This is a genomic window from Prochlorococcus sp. MIT 0701 (assembly GCF_000760295.1).
Taxonomy (GTDB): domain Bacteria; phylum Cyanobacteriota; class Cyanobacteriia; order PCC-6307; family Cyanobiaceae; genus Prochlorococcus.
On the sequence record NZ_JNBA01000026.1, the window covers coordinates 1 to 18,876 of the forward strand.

Annotated in this window: 17 protein-coding genes and 3 pseudogenes; 8 read left to right on the forward strand and 12 right to left on the reverse strand. The window is 45.0% G+C overall.

All coding sequences use genetic code 11. The annotated features are described in order from the left end of the window. Positions 1–578: 578 nt before the first annotated feature. A pseudogene (locus EV12_RS06155) lies at positions 579–803 on the forward strand (transposase); the annotation flags it as partial. On the opposite strand, the pseudogene EV12_RS14625 reads toward EV12_RS06155, so the two are convergent. After that, a pseudogene (locus EV12_RS14625) lies at positions 797–913 on the reverse strand (carbamoyl-phosphate synthase); the annotation flags it as partial. The pseudogenes EV12_RS06155 and EV12_RS14625 sit on opposite strands and share 7 nt — an antisense overlap. A 1,711-nt stretch (positions 914–2,624) precedes the next feature. On the opposite strand from EV12_RS14625, the pseudogene EV12_RS13445 reads away from it, so the two are divergent. Then, positions 2,625–2,876: pseudogene (locus tag EV12_RS13445) on the forward strand (Nif11-like leader peptide family RiPP precursor); the annotation flags it as partial. An 83-nt stretch (positions 2,877–2,959) separates the two neighbouring features. Then, a complete protein-coding gene (locus EV12_RS06160; protein WP_036913419.1) occupies positions 2,960–3,382 on the forward strand; it encodes a hypothetical protein in 423 nt (140 codons plus the stop codon). Between the two features lie 252 nt (positions 3,383–3,634). Here the strand turns inward: EV12_RS06160 and EV12_RS06165 are convergent, their stop codons facing one another. The 3 genes from EV12_RS06165 to EV12_RS14140 form a co-directional block, all read right to left on the reverse strand. Then, entirely contained in the window at positions 3,635–4,018 is a 384-nt protein-coding gene (locus EV12_RS06165; protein WP_036913422.1) for a hypothetical protein, read from the reverse strand. 717 nt (positions 4,019–4,735) lie between these two features. Further along, on the reverse strand, positions 4,736–5,056 hold the full coding sequence (locus tag EV12_RS06170; RefSeq protein ID WP_036913425.1) for a DUF805 domain-containing protein: 321 nt from the start codon (positions 5,054–5,056) through the stop codon (positions 4,736–4,738). A gap of 1,530 nt (positions 5,057–6,586) precedes the next feature. Continuing rightward, positions 6,587–6,760, reverse strand: coding sequence for a hypothetical protein (locus tag EV12_RS14140; RefSeq protein WP_193742167.1), 174 nt, complete (start codon positions 6,758–6,760; stop codon positions 6,587–6,589). On the opposite strand from EV12_RS14140, the gene EV12_RS13450 reads away from it, so the two are divergent. After that, positions 6,759–7,001 (forward strand): hypothetical protein, encoded by a 243-nt coding sequence (locus tag EV12_RS13450; RefSeq protein WP_052043466.1) that lies wholly within the window; start codon positions 6,759–6,761, stop codon positions 6,999–7,001. The two genes, EV12_RS14140 and EV12_RS13450, sit on opposite strands and share 2 nt — an antisense overlap. Before the next feature lie 44 nt (positions 7,002–7,045). Here EV12_RS13450 and EV12_RS14810 read toward each other — a convergent pair whose 3' ends face one another. From EV12_RS14810 to EV12_RS06195, 4 genes are all read right to left on the reverse strand, one after another. After that, positions 7,046–7,174, reverse strand: coding sequence for a hypothetical protein (locus tag EV12_RS14810; RefSeq protein WP_255327651.1), 129 nt, complete (start codon positions 7,172–7,174; stop codon positions 7,046–7,048). 658 nt (positions 7,175–7,832) lie between these two features. Then, positions 7,833–8,060 (reverse strand): hypothetical protein, encoded by a 228-nt coding sequence (locus EV12_RS13650; RefSeq protein WP_152562375.1) that lies wholly within the window; start codon positions 8,058–8,060, stop codon positions 7,833–7,835. Positions 8,061–8,457: 397 nt separating this feature from the next. Continuing rightward, the gene (locus EV12_RS06190) at positions 8,458–9,756 is read right to left on the reverse strand and encodes a cytochrome P450 (RefSeq protein ID WP_036913435.1); all 1,299 of its coding nucleotides are present in this window, start codon (positions 9,754–9,756) and stop codon (positions 8,458–8,460) included. A gap of 274 nt (positions 9,757–10,030) precedes the next feature. Next, positions 10,031–10,267 carry a hypothetical protein gene (locus EV12_RS06195; protein ID WP_036913438.1) on the reverse strand — a complete coding sequence of 79 codons (237 nt, stop codon included), beginning with the start codon at positions 10,265–10,267 and terminating at the stop codon, positions 10,031–10,033. A 1,322-nt stretch (positions 10,268–11,589) separates the two neighbouring features. Between EV12_RS06195 and EV12_RS06200 the strand changes: the two genes are divergently transcribed. Continuing rightward, complete coding sequence (locus EV12_RS06200) at positions 11,590–11,904, forward strand: hypothetical protein (RefSeq protein WP_152562374.1); 315 nt, start codon at positions 11,590–11,592, stop codon at positions 11,902–11,904. A gap of 50 nt (positions 11,905–11,954) precedes the next feature. On the opposite strand, the gene EV12_RS06205 is transcribed toward EV12_RS06200, so the two are convergent. Further along, positions 11,955–12,143 carry a hypothetical protein gene (locus EV12_RS06205; protein ID WP_036913444.1) on the reverse strand — a complete coding sequence of 63 codons (189 nt, stop codon included), beginning with the start codon at positions 12,141–12,143 and terminating at the stop codon, positions 11,955–11,957. Between the two features lie 221 nt (positions 12,144–12,364). Continuing rightward, on the reverse strand, positions 12,365–12,838 hold the full coding sequence (locus EV12_RS06210) for a cupin domain-containing protein (protein ID WP_036913447.1): 474 nt from the start codon (positions 12,836–12,838) through the stop codon (positions 12,365–12,367). A gap of 1,483 nt (positions 12,839–14,321) precedes the next feature. On the opposite strand from EV12_RS06210, the gene EV12_RS06220 reads away from it, so the two are divergent. Then, positions 14,322–14,789, forward strand: coding sequence for a thermonuclease family protein (locus EV12_RS06220; RefSeq protein WP_036913452.1), 468 nt, complete (start codon positions 14,322–14,324; stop codon positions 14,787–14,789). A 903-nt stretch (positions 14,790–15,692) separates the two neighbouring features. Here the strand turns inward: EV12_RS06220 and EV12_RS06225 are convergent. Then, positions 15,693–15,932, reverse strand: a complete 240-nt coding sequence (locus EV12_RS06225) for a hypothetical protein (RefSeq protein WP_036913455.1) — start codon at positions 15,930–15,932, stop codon at positions 15,693–15,695. A gap of 281 nt (positions 15,933–16,213) precedes the next feature. Here EV12_RS06225 and EV12_RS06230 point away from each other — a divergent pair, with 281 nt between their 5' ends. Together EV12_RS06230 and EV12_RS13195 are read left to right on the forward strand one after the other, a co-directional pair. Beyond that, complete coding sequence (locus tag EV12_RS06230; protein WP_152562373.1) at positions 16,214–16,396, forward strand: hypothetical protein; 183 nt, start codon at positions 16,214–16,216, stop codon at positions 16,394–16,396. A gap of 704 nt (positions 16,397–17,100) precedes the next feature. Continuing rightward, positions 17,101–17,415 (forward strand): hypothetical protein, encoded by a 315-nt coding sequence (locus EV12_RS13195; protein WP_193742261.1) that lies wholly within the window; start codon positions 17,101–17,103, stop codon positions 17,413–17,415. 389 nt (positions 17,416–17,804) lie between these two features. Here EV12_RS13195 and EV12_RS06240 read toward each other — a convergent pair whose 3' ends face one another. Further along, positions 17,805–18,074, reverse strand: a complete 270-nt coding sequence (locus tag EV12_RS06240) for a hypothetical protein (protein ID WP_011825044.1) — start codon at positions 18,072–18,074, stop codon at positions 17,805–17,807. Positions 18,075–18,876: the final 802 nt, after the last annotated feature.

Below are 18,876 nucleotides of genomic sequence, written 5' to 3' on the forward strand. Positions count from 1 at the left end.
AAGGGTTGCTTTAAAGCAGAACAATCCAGGAGCTGTTGTTGGGGCTATTTCTCAACTGGACAAGTTATGTCGGTTAGGAATGAGCAAATAGTTAGTGGCTTTATTTCTAGTGATCAGCTATCCGTTATTCCCTTGTCCTTACTTAGTACTCACGCTGATGAAACCAAAGGTTCATGTGATGACTACGATTATGAAATGGTTTCCCGCAAAGAAGATGCTGGAATGAGTTCTACGCGCTCAGAAAGAACAGACTCGATAATGAAATGCATATAGAAAGCCTTCCTGAGATTAACTAAAGAGTTCTGATCGGAGATAGGAGTACATTCAATTGCAGAATTAACGGCGCACATTGCTTGGAGGTTAGTGGTTCGGTTCATTGTGAAAGCTCCGTATCGATGGCTATAGCCTCACCGCAAGAAGTCCTTAAAGCCCTGAGTTAGATCATCTCGCGCTGTGAGATTGGTCACTGTTCTAGTAGCGATCTGGGAATGACTTCATTTCATCCATATCTTTCTAATTCTGGTGAGTAGCTATTGGTTATTCCCTTGCTGATGATTTAGTGCTTATGCCTTCAGTCCATGGCTCGAGTGAAACGCTTGTTGCCGTCTGGCTGCAGGTTTCATATCACGCTGCGCTGCAATAGCAGACAGTTCTTGATTGCCAAAGGGCTTAGGCGTGATGTGTTGTTGGCAGTGCTCAATAAAGCCAAGCAGAAATTTGCCGTGAAGGTTTATGGGCTCTGCCTGATGGCTAACCACCTTCACTTGCTTCTTAAGCCAGAGGATGCCAAGGATCTCCCCAGATCTGCTGCACTGCCATCCTCTTGAGCAGCGACTGGTTGGATGGGAGTGTTGGCTAGAGCTAGTGCAGCAGCGCCAGTCAGTGATAAGGAGAGACGAACAGAACGCTGCACAAGGATTGAACGCTTAAAAGGTCATTCATCATCTGGTTGATTTCTGGTTACAGCTATCAGTCCACATCCACTGCAGCAAAAGGAGACTGAGGAACTTCGACGACTAACCATCAAAAAGCCCCGCTTTTTGGCAGGGCTTTGCTTATTTGATTTCTCCCCCTAGAGCGGTGGCGACTTTTTGTTTTCATCCTTCACCGCTATCCATAAGTTGTCTCAACCTTTTTAAGAAAGCAGTGTCCTGGCTCAATGCCATCGATGAGTTCGAGCACAGACTGATCAAAGACATGCTTAGCTTTCTATAAGCAGAGCAAACAACTGGCATTAAGAAGGGCACCCGCGTTGGATGCCCTCAAGTCCAGGACTAGTTTTCAGGGTGTCTACGTCCTCGGACTCCTGATCTAGGTCTAAGCAAGCAGGAAAAAGGCGTCAGCAGGGATAAATGCTCATCTTTATCAGCCAGTGTCTAGTTAGTCCGGCGTTTTGGCTGCTTGCTGGAAATGGATAAGCATCCATGCTCATGGTCGCCCCTAAAGAATTCTGTATTGTTCGCAAGTTGAGAGCGCTAACCGCAGGTTGCTACATGCACTCCAAACAGTATTTTCACTTTGGATAAGAACACAGCGATACGAGAGGCACAGTTGCGTCGTATTGAGGCTTCCCTCGTTGCAATGCACCAAGCTGAGCAGGTTTTGAAAAAGGAAAAGCGCAATGAGCTCTGCCAGCCAACTCACTGGAATTAGTTTATTGAGCTGAATAGTCGTCAATGCAGCAACGCCAAGCGAACAGCTAGTGACGGCTGTGGAACTGACACGGTCAACTGGCACAGTGACAGTTTGCCTCGTTAAGGTTAATTCGTGAGGAGGACTTCTCCTCGGAGTGGAAACAAGGAAACACGCCCAAAGAGAAGTCATGAAACCCTGCCTTTGGCGGGGTTTCTTTTTGCCCTTACATCTAGAGCTTTTAGCCCGACGAACAATGGCGCCACGCCTTTTTGCAGAGGGAGTAAGAGAACTGTCTGGTTAGCACCAATGACTCCGCAAGCCTCCAGATCTAGACCTAAAGAAAGCCACTACAGCCCCCTTGGGCTCGAGGGGACCTGGGCGGGATTCCCGGATGAGGTGGCTTAGGGGCCCTACTTTCTCGGGCCCCGCAAACAATTGGCAACCCATCAAGCGATAGCCCACCTCCTAGCCTGATTGGCTGAATAGCGATCTGCGATTTAGCCAGGTGTATCCCATGCATCGATGGCACTCAAGCGACGCTTGGCGAGGGTTGAGAACGCATCACCTCAATGAGGGGATCTGGTTTCAGTGCACTTTTGTAGTTTCAGCATTCAACTTTGCATAGAGGTCTGACGTTGCATCCGGTGTAAAGGCTGCATCGCTATAGCGACTCAGGTGCACCTCAAGCGCGTGCCCTATTGCTTGGGCAATGTTCGCTATCGGTAGCCCTGCTGCATGAGACGCTTGGGCGTAGCGATAACGAAAGGCATTGGTCGTCAGAAGTTCACCTTGATGCTTTGCTTCTTCCCTTAACAGTTGCCATAGCTTGCGACGTTTTAGGTAAGTGGTGAATGACTCTGCATCATGCCCATCCTTCCCTAATGGTGGTCATCTCTCCCCTGCTGTGAATCTTGTTTGAAGGTTCTACTTTGTCTTGTTGCCAGCCATATCTGTGAGCTGTAATGCATTCAATCGACGGGCTTTAAGTAGACACCTCTTTACAGGAACAATTCAAAGCAGATGGTGCAGATCAAGTTGATATTGCCAAAGCTGCTGGATTCTCGATCACTACTGAAGGCCCAAACTCTTATCAGCAAAACCTATCTGATGATGAGCTAGAAGGAGTGGCTGGGGGGGTTGTGGCTGGTGCAATATTAAGTCAACCTAGGAGGGCGGCAACCGATCCAATAACTAGCTCCTGTTACATCCACCAATCATCTTGTAGTTACAGGGTAATTTAGCATCTAAACACACTCTTCAAGCTCTCAAAAGTAATCCGATGCCTGGTACCCTAAACTTAAAGTAACAAGCAAAGATTCAATCAATGTCACAAGAGCAACTCAAGGCATTTATCGCCAAGGTCAAAGGCGCCAAATTACTCCGCGACAAGTTAAGCCATGGTGGTTTTCAGAGGAATGAGAAATATGAAATTAACATTCCCGTCAAGCTCCTTACACTTATTATCTTTTCTGAATGCTTAGGAGGCTGTCAATACTTCATGTCTCCCGACAAGATGGCGGAGAGCATAGAAGCAGATCAGAGGTGCTATGAATGGAAGGAAGAAACCAGGAGAGAGACTGAGAGGCTTGGAATGGAATATACCCTGTTTAACAGAGAATGTAAGTTGAATGAAGCAGAGACAATGATTTTAGGTTATGAAGGTGAATACGAAACAGGCGATAATAAGCAGGACAAAGCAATAAGAGCGAACTGGAAGGAAGTCAAGAGCTTTGATCTGAAGAAGTAGAGCTTTCCTTTCAGTAAGCAGGGGATAATTTATTGATAACATTAAATCACATTCATGCAACACTGCTTGCTCTTGATAAAGATGAGTCCTTTGCTACTGATTATTTTGACTACATCTGATGTCATTATCCCTACGGATCTTCACGTCAACTTGATGCCAGTGTTCTGGAATTTTATCTAGTTGTACAATCGAGCCAAAGCTAGTCTATTTGTTCTTTAGAGGCAAGCAGAAGGATTCAGGCATACAAAATACTTAGAAGAAGAAATTACAACGCCGTGCATAACGTCTGAGCCTGACTGTTTGTTCCCGATTCAAACGATGTCCTCCATAGCCATTGTTAACAGTATGGGCATCAGCGATGGTCCATTTAACCTGATGGCAGATTTTCCCCCCTGTATTCATTGTGAAACCACCCTCAGACAATTTGTCTAGGTGATTAAGCTGTTTTTCAATTTGATGATTGCCACGATTCGCCGCATTATTGGGCTCATAACGATGTGCAGGATGACCGCCCCATTCAATCTTGGCGCCACCAGGAAATACGACCTCACCTTGAGCAGAAACAACCTGAGGGGCAATCAACATAGCAACTGGTGTCAGTAGAGAAAGAGCTATTTTTTTGGTCAAAACAACCATATCAATTCAGTTTAGTTTGACTTGCTACCATTGCCAGATCTATATATAGATACACAATGATAGAATCCATTGCTATAGCTCGAGTCATCTTATCCTAATATAAAGAGACAAAGGCAGGCTAGATTACTCGATTTAAGTAGGGGATTGATGGAGGTTAACGCAGTCATGTGAATGTATCCTAAAAGGTAGAAAATGAGTTTTGCTATCAACTAAAGCTGACGATTGCAGATGAACTAGATGGCCTAGATTTCTGTTGCCCTTACAATTTGCTTCTAGTTAACACAGCAGTAAAATAGACTTACGCATTAAATCATTTAGGAAATACAATTGATGCCCAGTCAGCTCTTCGATGCCAGGTACAAAGGAGTTGCAAGCATTAACAAACTTTTAAGTAAATATCAGAATTGCAACTCAAAGAGTTGGTTTCTAGAGTTGAAGATGGGGCTTCAAATTAATAGCAGTAAATAGTAAGCATAAGTGCTGATGATGTAGTTAATATTGCCAAAGAGCATAAACAAGATTTCAATATAAACATGCTAAAGCAAGCTAAACCTTAAGGATAGGAGTAGAAGGCTTGGCTGGATCAAATTCTGGAGGTAGCAGCTACTTAAAGGTAAAGGTATGAAGTTACGATTCGACTAAAACTAACTATTTCCACCAAGGTTAAAAATAAGGCCTTTTAGACCCCATTGATCAGGCTGTATTCTTGATTCACCCCTATTGCGAACTCTCAGCTGAAGGGCCGATCACAATCCAAAGCAGCCATAAGGCCCCAATGAAGGGAATCAGAGCGATAAATATCCATTGCCACTGACGGCCGGTATCGCGTATTCGACGAACCTGCATGGCAACTCCAGGAACGATGCTTGCAACAGCAAAAAGCGCGTAAATCGAGTAAAACCCTTCTTGCAGCTTGCCGAGAACAAGACCGATCAGAACATTGATGAGAACAATGGTCCAGTAGTCAATGCGCTTGGTTCGACCCTTGAAGTCAAAACCCTGAGTCCAGAACGTGCTGTAGCGATCGAAAACTGACACTATTCAAAGTCCAAATATGAATCAATTGTAGGCCCCTCGACTCTCCACTCACTCATGCAACCACGTATTAAAGAACTTTTTATAATATTATTTACCTTTATTAGACTCTGGTCCTTACCGTTTTCATGGAAGAAAAACCTGTATTTAAGCAAGAAGCTGCTTAGAAGCGTGTAATGAACGAATGGTTTTTAAATTTGCTTAGTATGATGAGTTAGGTGATCACTTATAACATTTGATGAATATATAGTCATCCTGAGATTGCTGCCTATGCGTATGATTGCATTACATGAATAGTCTGAGACTTCCAGCAGAACGAAAATCTGTAAGTGCTAACTTTATAGTAACCATCAAGGCTGCTATAGACTTGATTAGCTTAGAAGGCCTTGATCTATATCGATAATCTCTTCCTGAGAAAGAGATTGAGGCTGACTGGCGGTGTAGCTAGCAGGAATCCTAGAAACCTTGAAGATCTATTTGTGCCTGAGCATAACAATGCTGCAATTAAACTACCGTAATAAAAACTACTACATTGCTCAAAAGTGAGCAGGTAAAGATCTGCCTTCTCTTAGCCAAATGCCAGCCCGACTTAAATCCATACTTCCGATAAGTAGTAAAAACTCTTAGATGCCTCAGGTTGTTATTTTGACATCAGGGGATGGATAAAAGCTTCTTTCGCCGACAAAAAGATGGTAGGTTGTTGATATGATACTAAGTAACAGTTTGACGTGAAACTCCGTAATGGGGATCATGCTCAGTGTTGTGAACTCAGGCAATTAGTTCGCTCCCCTTGATGGTGTCAGTAATAAAGAGATGCGCTATTTAGGGATGTTGGCATTGCCTTGACTTGTTAATATATAGTTTATCGATATTGAACTGATCCATTGGCTTGGCTGTATCTAAGGAGCTGTCTTTACCTTAGTTGTATACGACCGCGAACAAAGGCGTTGCGACAGGCAATGCCTGAGAATGTTCCTGCTGTTTGATTAATGGCTGTTGGAATCTGAGACAAGACAAGGCATCCGAGTAAAATGACGACCCATTTTTGATACGTTGTCAATGAGATAAAGCCTTTGCTTAGCCTCTTTCGGAAGTTGGCTCTGTTGGTATTCATTGGTTGAACTCTTGTGTTGGGAATTGCTTGCTGACTATATAATTTTGGATAGTGGCTGAAAAGTCAAGAGTACAAAGTATAGCTTTATTCTCTACAGCAGTCGTGGCCACGTGAATTTGCAATCAAAGCAAGGAGCATTACGGAGCCTGAATTCTAGAACTGCAAATCTTTTGCCATTGCATAACCTAAGCCATGTGCAACGTAAGATCTTGTCTGATAGATGGATAATGGTGCGTTTAGCAATGATGCCTTTGAGTCATCATTGCTATTAACTACAAGCCTTGATTCCAATTGATTTCGCAGCCTGGCGGCGTGGCTTGGAGTTCTTGTGATTGATCAGTCGTAAATCTGTTGCAACCCCGTAGGTGGTGGCTCAGCAAAGCCTTCATCTCCAACTGAACAGAAGCCTTGAACCTCTGTCATTGATCGCTGCTCAGAATCTGCTCCACAGCTGCGCTTTCTAAACGCTGCCCTGCTTCTACGTCGCTAGGGTAATGAATAGCACAAAGAACCTGCGCTGTTATGCCTTGTTGGCCTATAGCCAACAGGCGAACACGGCGTTCCGGAAGTAGATCAGCCAGTAGCAAGCTCATGCTTACGTACCCAGCTGGCATGTCCACTGGGGTATCTCTTGGAGTGATCCAGCGGCAAACAGGGTTTCAGGTCAGAGTGACTGAGGAAAGGGCTAGGTCGGGAGATCAATTGCTTGAGCTTGTTCTTGACCTTCTCGACAGCCTTGACGAATTTGGTACCCCGGAACTGATCTTTGGTTCTGTCTTACTCAAATCGAACCCTATCGCCGATTCGAATACCGTTGGGATTGTATCCAGATAAAACCAGGTATGACGAATCGCCAGCGAATCACGAGTGCTTTGGAGTCAGCGCAGCACAGCCAGATCACTTGCAAGGGAGGCGCTGCAAGACTTAAGTGGTCTGCCGACAGCTTCTGTCAGAGGCGCAACAGTTAAGTTCATTCCCTTACCAGCATGACCAGGGGATAACGACATGTTGTCAACAATTCCGATTATCAAGGCGGAGCATATTTGGACGGATAGTTTCATTTGAGAGAGCGGATACTTTTATGCTGATGGCAATTCCTGTTAAACGTATAAAATTGGAGGCCCTTCCTACCCAACTCAATATATGGGTTCTTGTGTTTAGATAAGGGTGAAAGCATGTCTCTAAAAACTGTGATCAAACTCATCGATGAGATTGAGATAGGATACGGTTTATCCAAAGACTTCAAGATGATTTATCGATAGTTTTGAAGGATGAATGCAAAAAGTCATCACCGCCCCAGGGAGAGAAAGTGAATAAGAAAAGTCCTATACAATTGCTGGGGCTTTTGATATCTACTTGCAGAAGTTTCTTGATATACTATTGATGAAGCTGCTGTCACTAACTTATATCGACTGCCGCAATCGATCTCACAAGTTTAGCTACGACTTTGCCTGGCTTTTGGTTTTCAAAGGCGCATAAATCAAAGCTTGAGTGGTCAAGAAAGATTCAAGCAAGTAGCCTGATGTTGAGTAGTTGACTTAATCTTTGATTGTGTGTGGTTTGTCTGCAGCATTGATTGCTGCGCAGGAGTGTATGGTTTGCTTCCTAGTCGTTATTGCTTTTGTGATTACTGAGGTTGTCCTTGATAAGGCCCATGTGAAGTTATTATTGACGCTTTTTGATTGGCTGGTATGGGGGGCCAATCCAAATCTCCTTGAACTTCACTTCTTCAGTGCATTTTTCGGAGATCTTTGTAAGGATTGCTCCGTGCTTTAGAACTAATCCCCAGTAGTTGATTGTTGGTGCGAATAGAAATCCGATCGCCATCCCGGCGAGACCTGTCAAGGCTGGGATGAATAGACCAGCGGAGGATTTTCGTTTTTCTTCGGTCATCGCAAGGAGGTTTCTAGCACCAGTGTGGCAACGTTCTGCCAGTCTTCCCCAGATTTGATCCGAACTTAAACAGATCAGTGCTTTCTCCTGATCTAAATTAATCCGCAGCAGCTTATTTTGCTTTTTGACTGTCAAGCCTCGATACGTGCAAAGTCTTGAAGTGCTTCCGATCGGCAACGCCTCTTAAGGGCTTATATGTAGAAGTGATGACACCCAATCCATTGATAAAGAGCTTGCTAACTCTCTCTTTTTTTCTTGCTGAGCATAATGATTGCTCAGCACTTTCCCAGAGCATAAGAAGCAAGGCTATTGGTTTCATAGGTTTTTCGCTCAGTTTTGATGGGTTTAATTATGTTCAGCAAAGTAGCAGCAAAACCAACAACAACTGTGCAGCTTTTTAAATCACCTTCGTTAGCAGGCCATCTCGGGGTGTAGGGCTAGGCAGCATTTGCAGAGTGAGGTCTTGATCAGGGATCAAGTGAAGTCGCAACTGGTGAAACAAGCCGACCACCATTAAGCGGATTTCAAGTTCCGCTAGTGGTTTGCCTAGGCATACTCGCTCTCCCCCCCCAAAAGGCAGCAGGGTTGCTGAACATCCATCATCTAGGTGGCGCTGGGGCCGAAAGGCTTCCAGATCGCCAGCGCCATGACGGTTAGAAGCTGCTAGTGCCACCTGTACCACACGGTTTTTGGGCACCTCCACACCGTCGATTACCAAGGCGCACTTAGTGCGGCGAAAAAAACCTCCCACCGCTGGAGTGAGTCGCATGACCTCACAAACGACAGCGTCAAGTTTTGGTGCGTTGACCTGGTCGTAGGCAGTGGTGGCCTGCTCGGGTGCTGGAGGCCAGTCAAGTCCATCGATTTCCTCTCGCAGCCACGTTTCCACTTGCGGGTTGAGAAGGAGCTCCCGCATCAGACAGCTGAGCGAAGAAGCCGTGGTCTCGTAGCCCGCGAACAGAAGAAGCAGAAGCTGCTCAACCACGTCTTTGTCCGTTAAAGGAATACCTGCTTCATCGAGACCTCCAGCAAGCAGATCAAGACCACCGTTGCCATTGGAAGCTTTTAAAAGTACCTTCTGAAGCCTCTTCAACAACCGTTCCCGTGCCTTAAGCGCTTTAGCAAAGGAGCTACCTGGAAGAGCTATCGGTATTGAGAAGAGGGCTCTGGTCCAGATCTCGAAATCAACGAACAACTCATCGCGATCAGTACCCTCCAAGCCGAGAACCGTCGTGGCGATTACCGAGAAAGCGAAACGACGCATTCTCTCTGCTAATGGCAGAGCTGTTTTTGCAGCTTGCAGTTCGTCGGCAAGATCCTTAACCATGCTGATGATGCCAGCGCTGTAGCGCTGTAGTGCTGAGGCCGAGAACAGTTGGCCTATCACCCTTCGGCGTGCTCGATGGGATGCTCCGTTGCGGTTAGCCAGCGAATGGCTGCCCAACAGCTGGCGAACACTCTCCGGCCACCAACCTTCTACTGCGTTGGGTTGAGCTAGGAGATCACTAATCGCTTGCCCGCCCTGAATGAACACCATTGGCTGTCCGAGCAGTGATGTTTCAAAAACATTCCCGTGACGCTTAAAGCGCTTCTGTGCGAAGGCTGGATCGCGAAAAAATGCAAACGCTTCAAGTACTCCACTCAGGGCAGCTGTATTGGGAAGAGGGCGAAGCTTGGCATCATCAGAACTCGCCATGACATTTGCTATCCAACAGCAAAGCTAATGGGGCGGTAGAGCGAACCTTGAAGAATTGATGAAAAACCCTGAAGCCAAACAGGGTCTCAATACTCTTCTATTTCTATACAACTCGTCCCAATGATAAAAACAGCAGACCCTTGGCATGAAAAAGGGCACCTGCTTTTGATGCCCTCAAGTCCAGGACTCATGTTCAGGGTATCTGCGTCCTTAGACTCCTCATTCAAATTGAACCAGGTTTGATTAGAGGGTCAGGAGGAATAACTGCTCCTTTTCAGTTGCCTCCATTGCAGAAGCGAACTGCCTCAGCATTGCTCCTGCCTGTGGCGATGGTTTCCTCTACGCAGCCGTTGAATACCTTGCTTTCTTGTTTGATGGAGCAGACACCCAGAGCAATTGCTGCAAGGGAGATTGCGGAGAGAACGGTGGCGGTGATCTGAATGACTCCATAAGCAAGCATTGAGCTCTTTTTGCTGATGCAGTCCTTTTTGGTCGTGGTCTCTTCAGTCATGGATAAGAAAATGACTGCAAATAGCCTATGGAGATCAATTGCTTCAATATGGGATACAGAAGGCAGTAATAACCACACTCATAGGCTTTTTAATCAGCATGGAGGTTTAGACAGCACCGCAAGGCTCAACTTTTAACAAATCTCCTCACCTCAGAGCATTGATCAATTACCAGGCATCAACTACTCTTTTCCAACTATATCTATGCCTAATATTATTTGTTTTAACGATGGCTAGATTCCTGTTTGGATAGTTGGTTTAATAAACTCTGCCAACCAGTTCCTCAAAGAGGTAGTTTTTATCAGGTGTTGTCTCTAAAGAAGCTGATTAGGCTTAAGACACACATACATCAAGGGTGTTTTGGCTGGATGCCAGGCTCGATTCAACGCAATAAACTCGCTCTAACAGATCAAGCCTCAAAGACATAAGCAAAGGATTGAAGGGTGGCTAGAGGGCTTCTAAGAAACCCTCTGCATCGTTAATAGATTTTAGAGATTTCTACCTTTTCGTTGGAAAGCTTTTGGTGTTAGATATGCTAATGGAGAATTGGGACGATGGATCAATTGCCAGAGGTGTCTCCCGGCGTAGTAGAAACAATTATGGCCTTAATGATAAGTGCTTGGATTTTCCTATTGCTAATGCCGACCGATCACAATAAGGATCAGTGATTAGGGAGATTGTTTATTTCAGCCAATATTCAGGATCCTCAATATCTCCATCATCATTGCTGATTGTTCCCTTTTATTAGGCTTCTTTGTCTTGGCTTGAACTGTTGGATGAGGCATTGGGGTCAATTAAGGCAGGGCCTTTGGCTTTTTTGTTCTTCTTGCTGCCCGTGGCATTCGATTAGGTATACCTATATTTATATTAATGGTGAGTTATATTTAGGATTAGCTTTCTGGCTTGTGATTGGGATGCAATTCTCAATCAATTGAAAATAGATTGATGTTGACCTATCGTCAAGTTACGCATGAATAATGGCATCAGTGATGACAGTTTTCAGGTTGAATATTGATGATTAAGTGGTTGGGATAGAGGTGTGGCAGGGCTAAGGGCGAAAGACTGGTCCTTGGCTTGCGGTGACCATGCTTAGTCTTTAAAAAGTCTCAAAGTCCTTTATTATTGGTGCTCAATGCTTACTTCGATAAAGCTTAGTATTCAGCTCTAGGTTGGCGGCGGTGCACCTTTGTTTCAGGTGCTTATGTTCACCTCACCCTGCGGGATTGTCCATTTTTTTGAAAGCTATCTGGTTTTTCTGCAACACCTGAATGGCTCATCGTGCACCCTCTCATCTCGATTGCGTGGTGTTGAAGATAAAGCTTGAATGACAGATACAACATGCGGCTACCGTTTGCTGATGGACCCTACGCCAACCACGCAGTTCATCACCTACTGCGCTGAGCAAGAGTTTGGAGAAGACGCTGAAGTCACAAGAGTTAGAGACGAACAAGGCAGAGCACCTTGCAGGGAGAACAAATACCTCATCGTTAGTGCTCAGAAAAGCTTCTATGAGTTCAAAGGGTTGGTCAACATCAATGGCATCACATTCGGATTTAAGGCCAAAACATTCAACGCCAAGCAGCCCGAGTGGTCCTTCACGCCAGAGGCCCTTCTTAAAGAGCGCAACAGGTCCGCGTAGGTTCCACCAGGCAGCAATGATGGAATGGAGCAAGGGGGGATCCCGAGCCTTTAGCCACCGTTGCAAAAGCGAGTCGCCCTGGGAACATCGTAATCCTTGTAACTGTGCATCTCAATAATGCAGTAAACCCTGAGAATTGCCTCAGTTGCAATTGGAACCTGGGTTAGGGCGAGCAGGGCCAATGCCAGTCCTGTTCCCGGTGCATGGATGTTTGCGGTAAACCAAGGTTTTTTTGTCACGGAGCTCTGCGGCTAGAGACGCTTCAAGAGGAAGCAACTCTGCCTCATGTGTTGGCTTTGCTCTTATCCAAATTTTAAATGCTGGGTGAGGTGGTGGTTGTAAACCTTCGGCTGCGCTTCTAACACGCAAACCTTAGAGGTGCTAGAGGGACGCCCATGACTGGAATGACCGCTTAATTATTTAGCGTTCAGGCATCGACGTTTTTGTGAATACAGCAGCATCAAATCAGTTCACTAAGGGCTTCCTCTGGCCAGCATTCCTTGGGAATGTCTCGGAGCATCGTGAAGTCTTCGAAGTCAAAACCTGGGCTAACACAGCAGCTCACCAAGGTATAGGAACCTTGGCTGCAAGCAGCTTGCCAACATCCTGCGGGGATCATTTGCATTGGCTGTGCTGTATCCAGCTTTAATCTGACTACTTCATTGCTATTTGGATCTAGTCGCCAAAGAGAGAGTGGTGCTCCCTGAAGGTGAATCCAGATTTCATCTGCATCATCAACACGATGCCAACAACTTTTATCATCCTTGCCTAAGAGAAAAATGATCCCTGTGATGGCATTGCGTTGATGACCATCACTTCGCTTCACTGTCAGACCACTTCGGATGACTTCCCGGTACCAGCCTCCCTCCGGATGTGGGGATAACTGGAATTGGTCAATTAGCCTCAAGATGCTGTTGTCTTTCAATTGATCCAAGAGATTTCTCGCATGTCCTCAGAGTAGGCAGAGTGTTCTTGCTGGGAGGAGGTGTAGGCATTTTTATTTGCTTGGGTAAGTCATTTGATTAGTCTCAATGAGAAGGTGAGAAGTCAGCTTGTTTGGAAAGCTCGTATTTTCTCAGTTAGCAGGGTTTCAGTTGCTTGTCAGGTCGAATTCGGAAATATTACATCTGGGCTCGTAAGCATTTGATCACTTCTATCAAGTAATGCCTGTCCTAATATTCATGCAAAGATTTCCTTTCTACTCATCCTAAATGAGATATGTTTTGTTATCTGATTAATGCTTTTCATGATCTATTCTCACTAGAAGACTTCGTGAACTCAATTATTTTTAGATCTGTCCAATGCTAGATTGATTGCTGCGATGAGTATAAGTTCACGTTTTCATGTCTTTGCTGAAAGTCCGTTGTCAGCTCAGTCAATGCCAAGATTTTGTACGATTAAAGCCCCAACAGTCTCACCATTGCTAGTTAATTAAAGGCAAGGGATTCCGTAAGGCGGCTCTCGTGAAATATCAATGGCTCAACACCTATATCTATCGTTTTGGATATGGGCGTAAGAATGGGATTGATGCCTATGGCCTAATTAGAAATAGGGATGGTAGTTATTGAGGCAGCTTGGATGCCGCAGGCCCTTTTGGGCAATGGAATTCGTCGCTCTCTTGGTATTGGATTTGTTTAAAGGTAAGTCATTTGTTAATAGATTTAAGCTGATCTTTTGGATTCTCTATATCTCAATGAAGTTAAAACCAGGCTTTTAGGACTGCCTATCCAAGATGATTGATCTTGCTCTAGTCTAAAAAGTGATTTTACTAAAATGAGGATGTTGGCAGCTGAGGTGAAGGAAATTCATGGTCCAGGAATCAGTTTGATGCCAGAACTGGTTGCCGTATGATTGACTCATAATGATAAGAAGAATTGGCTGAAGGGAACTTGCGCTATCAATAGCGGTAAAGAAACAATTTTAGAATTCAGTAATTACTTGAATAAGGAATCCTTCAGGAGGTTTTGCATTTGCGAGGGTGATCGTGTAGTATTAGATGAGAAGGAAATTTTTGATGACTGATCAAAAGCACGATGCGGAGTCGCCATTCGCAAGATTCATTAATTGGATGAAAGGAGTAATGGGAGGTATGGGAGCCGCAGTTGTGTCAGAGAAGAGTAAAAATGTACCGCCCAATATTGGCGCGCAACCATTTAAGGATAAGCCAAAGAAAGGGGTTCTATGAATCGATGAGGAATCATTAAACCACTACTTATATTCGAAGAAATAATCTTGGGTTTGCCTGTATTAACTTTTGTGGGCCATGAGAGATTTAGGATGGGAGATTTAAGCATTAAATTCTCTCTACTGAGCAATAACTTTTTGATTTCACTTAGACAAGGAGAATTTAGAATTAGAAGAATCCAGCGTTGCAACATTTTTTCTAGCAAGAGATCCTTATAAGCTCTTTAAGCGATATGGGCAAGGTACTCCTCATCATGCTTGCCGCTCTCTTTGCAGACCCCGTACACACAGCAGAAGTGCTTTCTGTTGAGGATGGCGACACACTCACTGTTATTGAAGTCAATCGAGCAATCAAAGTGCGTCTTGCTTGCATTGATGCCCCAGAAACCTCGCAGGCGTCTTATGGAAAATCAGCTCGACAAGCATTAAAGCATCTTTTGCCTAATGGTTCTCATGTCATCTTACGAATCAAGGCAAACGATCGTTATGGCAGAACTGTCGCTGAAGTTTTTCACAACGGCAACAACATCAACAAACTCTTGGTTAAGTCAGGTGATTCCTTTGTTTATTGGCAATACATCAATGGGTGTGATCGTCAGGACTATGCTCGCTTAGAGACCATGGCTCGCTTACAAGGCTCTGGGGTGTGGTCTGTCCCAGGCGGGATCCAGCGACCATGGGATTACAGGCAAAGCAGGTAGACCAACATCCGCAGCAAATTCGTATTGTTGAAAGAAACATTTGTCTTTGAGTTCCGCACACGAACGTCTCAAACAGGTCATCCTTTAGGCGGAGATTATTCTGAGTGATGCAAGAGGCTCTCTGGATCGTTCTTGTATGGGCAGTTGTGGTCTTTGCTGTCGTGATGAAGTTTAGGGGAAGCTCCCGCTCACTTTTTATCAAGAAACTCATGAAGTCATTCTCAAGAAAAGACTTCAGAGCATGGCTAGACCGTATCGGGGAGAAGCAGGTTTTGTGATGAATAAACGACTGCATAGCTTGGGGATAGAGCTTTGACAGCATGTAAGCTTTTTGTTAATAGTGGTTTGTAGCTTTAATGAGCAAAATAAAAGCAATCATGATCGCTCTATATTCCCAGTTTTAAAACCTTAGCTGTTAAAAACTCTATCCACAAAGGAGAATCTCGGCCATCCCTTTCCCAGTGGATAAGTAAACTCTAAAAATAATGATGGGTGTGAATGATGCTAGTAATCACTTCATTTCAGTATCTAACTTATTGACAATATAATCTTTTCAGCTTGGCAAGAGATATTTTCAAGTCAACTTGACAATCACTACTGCTGCGCTCTGCCTTGTTGCTTAATTGGCGCATCATGCAGTTCTCAAAGTTCTAGTGAAACAAAGTTTCATTCCTGGCATAAAATTGAATTGGATATTTTAGCTAAGTTCCACATTAGTGAGATCTTATGTCAACTAAGTCTTGCTTAGGTGGTCAACTTAGACATTGCCTAGTCAATGCACCTGGTTGATTCATGATCGCTGCTTCAGTCAACTGTGGTAACTCTAAAAATATAGTGCTAGGGCCTAAACCCACCCCGAAGGTTCTCACTAGTAACCTCTACCTAAGATATGATAGAAATCCTTTAGGCCACCTTGAGGAGTCCTGAGGCAACCTTAAGCTCCTTTTCAGAGATGCCACGATCCTGAGCTTCTTCGATGACTTGATTGAGTTGATATCCGAAATCCAGGTAGTCGAGTTCAGAATGCTGATTGCTCAGTATTTCCATGATCTTGTCTTGGTACTCATAAGCCAGCTCCTCTTCTGTAAGCTTAGTGAGGTCTGCGCTGTTGCCAGGAAGGACAGTCGCTTTAACGGTGTACATGGTGCGCTATTTATAGAGATAGAATCTAGGCACTATCCTTAGCTTGGGCTCGATAGAGTCAGCAGATCTAGATATAAAGGGAGGCCAGCATGCTACTCATCTGAATCATGAGAAGCCTTTGCCCCTTCTTTTTTGATCATCTACGTTATTATGGCAATCTGGATATTGCTTCTGGGATGGCTTCTTCTTCTTAAAGTGTGTCCAAAGACTCTGCAAGTTGATTTTTTAAGCTTTTGAAGCTGGGCACTCTCTAAAATGAGATCCTCCGGCGAAGCTTCTTGTTGGAATCTCTGATTTCTATTAATGCTTATTCACTATGCTCAGGCGGTGCAAAGCAGCTGTTGGTTGAGCTAGCCAGTGCGCTAATGGAGGTTTTTAGTAAGGCTGTTGCATCAGATCAGCCTTTTGCTTTGATTGTTTGCGACTGGGAGGTGAATAACCTGCTGGGACCTGAGAACAGTTGAGCTCTTTCAAGTATCTTTTCCGTTGTGCGCTGTCTAGTGGATCAACTTCCAAGTGGTAAGTGAGCTTCTTTTTTTTGTTAGGCATGCATCAATTAAACCACTTTGACGATAGTTGTATCTTGAAAACCGAATAAAACGCTCTAAGACGTAGTTCTGGCTACTCAATGCATAGTCAGAGTGTATGTCTAGTTACAGTTCCCATCACATCATATTTAAAACGTATCGAGGTCTAGGTAATAGAGGGATCGGTGACCATTGCAAAATTAACGTTGATATAACCAACTATGGATCTGTTTTCTGCTGTCGTGAACTGGTTAAGTTAAGTTGGACAAGACTAGCCAGCGACTACAAGTCAACAAGTTGGTCAGGACTTCTTCGTAAGCTTAATGGAGAAGATCAGAAGTTAAGCAAGCCTAAAGCTAGGTTTAGCAGATAATCAAGACCCCCGAGTTGGATGCCCTCAAATGCAGGATCCTTTTTGGCCATCTGCTCGGGTGGAGATCTGAATGGCGTCAGACTAGGCAGGTTTAAAGCATCATTCCAGGAAACACTCCTTTTTCATGGCCTCTATGGGCGAGGCTACTGGGACAATTGGTTGAGCGGGGTATGGTGCGGCTTAGCATGCCTGAGAAAAGCATTGACTTTCCCCCCGCTCAGTGTCTGGTTAGGGCTTTTACTCATTGCGATTGGCGTGTGCGTGGGGATTGAGTTTCAGGTTCGAGTGGATTCAGATTCAGATGAGTAGATACCACTGCCCTTTCTGCTCACGTCGCTACCAGATTCATCAGCAACGGGCGGATGGTGTTATGGTCTGCGGCCAATGTGGTGACCCCTTAGTCAAGGTTCCATTAATTAGGCCGACTCAGATCGTTGGTTTAGTAGCCGCTGCAGCATTCATTGCCCCCTTGCTGCTGATGGTATTTGTATTTATCCAAGACCAGCAACGTCCTCAGCTCAAACGTCCTTTATCAACAATGGCAGTTGTTACTTCGACTACTTCTGTAGATATTTGGTCTTAACGAAGTTGAATTCTTTTAAGTATCTCTTTTGTTTGGGGTGGTCTAGGGGGCAACTATAAGCTAGAAGACGTTCTTCTTGTTTTGATGTGCATGCATCAAAGAAATAGGTTTGCGACTATTCATCTGTCGGATGCGTTAAGTATTGAGAAGCGGCCAACACTGATTCAGCTTTGTTCTACCTATGAACTTCCCCTGTCTTGCTGAGCGGGTGCTCTTTCTGCTTCTATTTCTCTGCATTGTCCATTTCTTGGTGAATGGATCACTCCAGATCAGAATTCAGCCGCAAAGGGATATGGGATGGAGTTGATCAGTTTCCAGACCGTCAAAACTGATCAGCCGCGTCAGTTCGGTCGGCCTGTGTAGACGCCAGTAGTTGAAGGGGAAAAGGCCTAGAGCTCATACTCCTGCTCAAAACGTTCCAGTAGACCTCTGTAGAGGGCCAGGGTCCCCTCTGTCTCCTCGCAGAAGCCCTTCAAGACATAGCTCTCTGAAAGGTGAGAGGCTGCGGCGTTGATCTGCTCGAAGCCAGATAAATATTCGCCCTGAGTCTCTTCATCGGCGATGTCGTAGATCATCGCCATCACCAGCTCCACTTTTCGCTGCGCAGCAGCGATCTCTGCTTCCATCTCTTTGTTGAGTTTGCGTCGCTTTCTCGGCATCTCTCCCTCTTGATCAAGAAAAGAGACTACGGGAGTGCGGGTTCTTAAGAGGAACCTCTTCTCTCAGAGGTCTCCTCCCGCCCTGAGACCTTCGCAAAGAGCGCGTTTGGCTTCGCTTTGCGGTAAATATGCAACTCATTCGCTCATAGTGGCCATGGCGTTGAATGAACTACGGATTGGGAGTCGCAGTCAGATTGAATGCGAAATTTTTTGCTGCTCAATATTTCTATTTTTGTTGTGGTTGATTTTGGCTTTTTCTTGTCAGTATTGGTAGGACGCAAACCTTTACTTTACCAAGATAAATGTCTTTCGTGCACTGAAAAAGCACATTGCTGGTGGTCTGTTGTGGGTACTAGGAACCCTTGTCCTTAGAACATGTCACAACAATGAAATCATGTTGGTTAAGCAAATTGCATTTGCTGATTAATCCTAGTGCACTACTGGTGGAGTCGGCTTCGTTAATGTATCGCTCTACAAATGTAAAAACCGACCCCCTCTAAAAAAGGGGAGGTCGGTTTTTAATGTCGTTTAGTGATTAAGCGAAGCTTCTGAGGATTGGCACCTGGGGCCATTTGTCCAGGTGTGTGGCTGTAAAAACTCCGTTCAGGGCACCTAGGACGATGCAGAGGAGTATCGACTGGTTTGACGCACAAATAAACTTTGTCGCACCAGACGATGAGCCCACGATTTTTTGAGACTGTTGGAGCAGGGGCCAGAAGTCAGCTTGCTTCTACTGCGTACTCAGGTGGCGTGTCGTCCAATGAGGCGCCTCCGTGTTCGATGCACTCACCTTGGCCCTGTC

Coding starts and splice junctions, on each gene's coding strand:
- EV12_RS13450 (WP_052043466.1), top strand. CDS start 6,759: ATGCTTACGTACCCAGCTGGCATGTCCACTGGGGTATCTCTTGGAGTG.
- EV12_RS06200 (WP_152562374.1), top strand. CDS start 11,590: ATGACAGATACAACATGCGGCTACCGTTTGCTGATGGACCCTACGCCA.
- EV12_RS06160 (WP_036913419.1), top strand. CDS start 2,960: ATGTCACAAGAGCAACTCAAGGCATTTATCGCCAAGGTCAAAGGCGCC.
- EV12_RS06190 (WP_036913435.1), bottom strand. CDS start 9,756: ATGGCGAGTTCTGATGATGCCAAGCTTCGCCCTCTTCCCAATACAGCT.
- EV12_RS06225 (WP_036913455.1), bottom strand. CDS start 15,932: ATGTACACCGTTAAAGCGACTGTCCTTCCTGGCAACAGCGCAGACCTC.
- EV12_RS06165 (WP_036913422.1), bottom strand. CDS start 4,018: ATGGTTGTTTTGACCAAAAAAATAGCTCTTTCTCTACTGACACCAGTT.
- EV12_RS14810 (WP_255327651.1), bottom strand. CDS start 7,174: ATGTCGTTATCCCCTGGTCATGCTGGTAAGGGAATGAACTTAACTGTT.
- EV12_RS06240 (WP_011825044.1), bottom strand. CDS start 18,074: ATGCCGAGAAAGCGACGCAAACTCAACAAAGAGATGGAAGCAGAGATC.
- EV12_RS06220 (WP_036913452.1), top strand. CDS start 14,322: ATGGGCAAGGTACTCCTCATCATGCTTGCCGCTCTCTTTGCAGACCCC.
- EV12_RS14140 (WP_193742167.1), bottom strand. CDS start 6,760: ATGAGCTTGCTACTGGCTGATCTACTTCCGGAACGCCGTGTTCGCCTG.
- EV12_RS06195 (WP_036913438.1), bottom strand. CDS start 10,267: ATGACTGAAGAGACCACGACCAAAAAGGACTGCATCAGCAAAAAGAGC.
- EV12_RS13650 (WP_152562375.1), bottom strand. CDS start 8,060: ATGACCGAAGAAAAACGAAAATCCTCCGCTGGTCTATTCATCCCAGCC.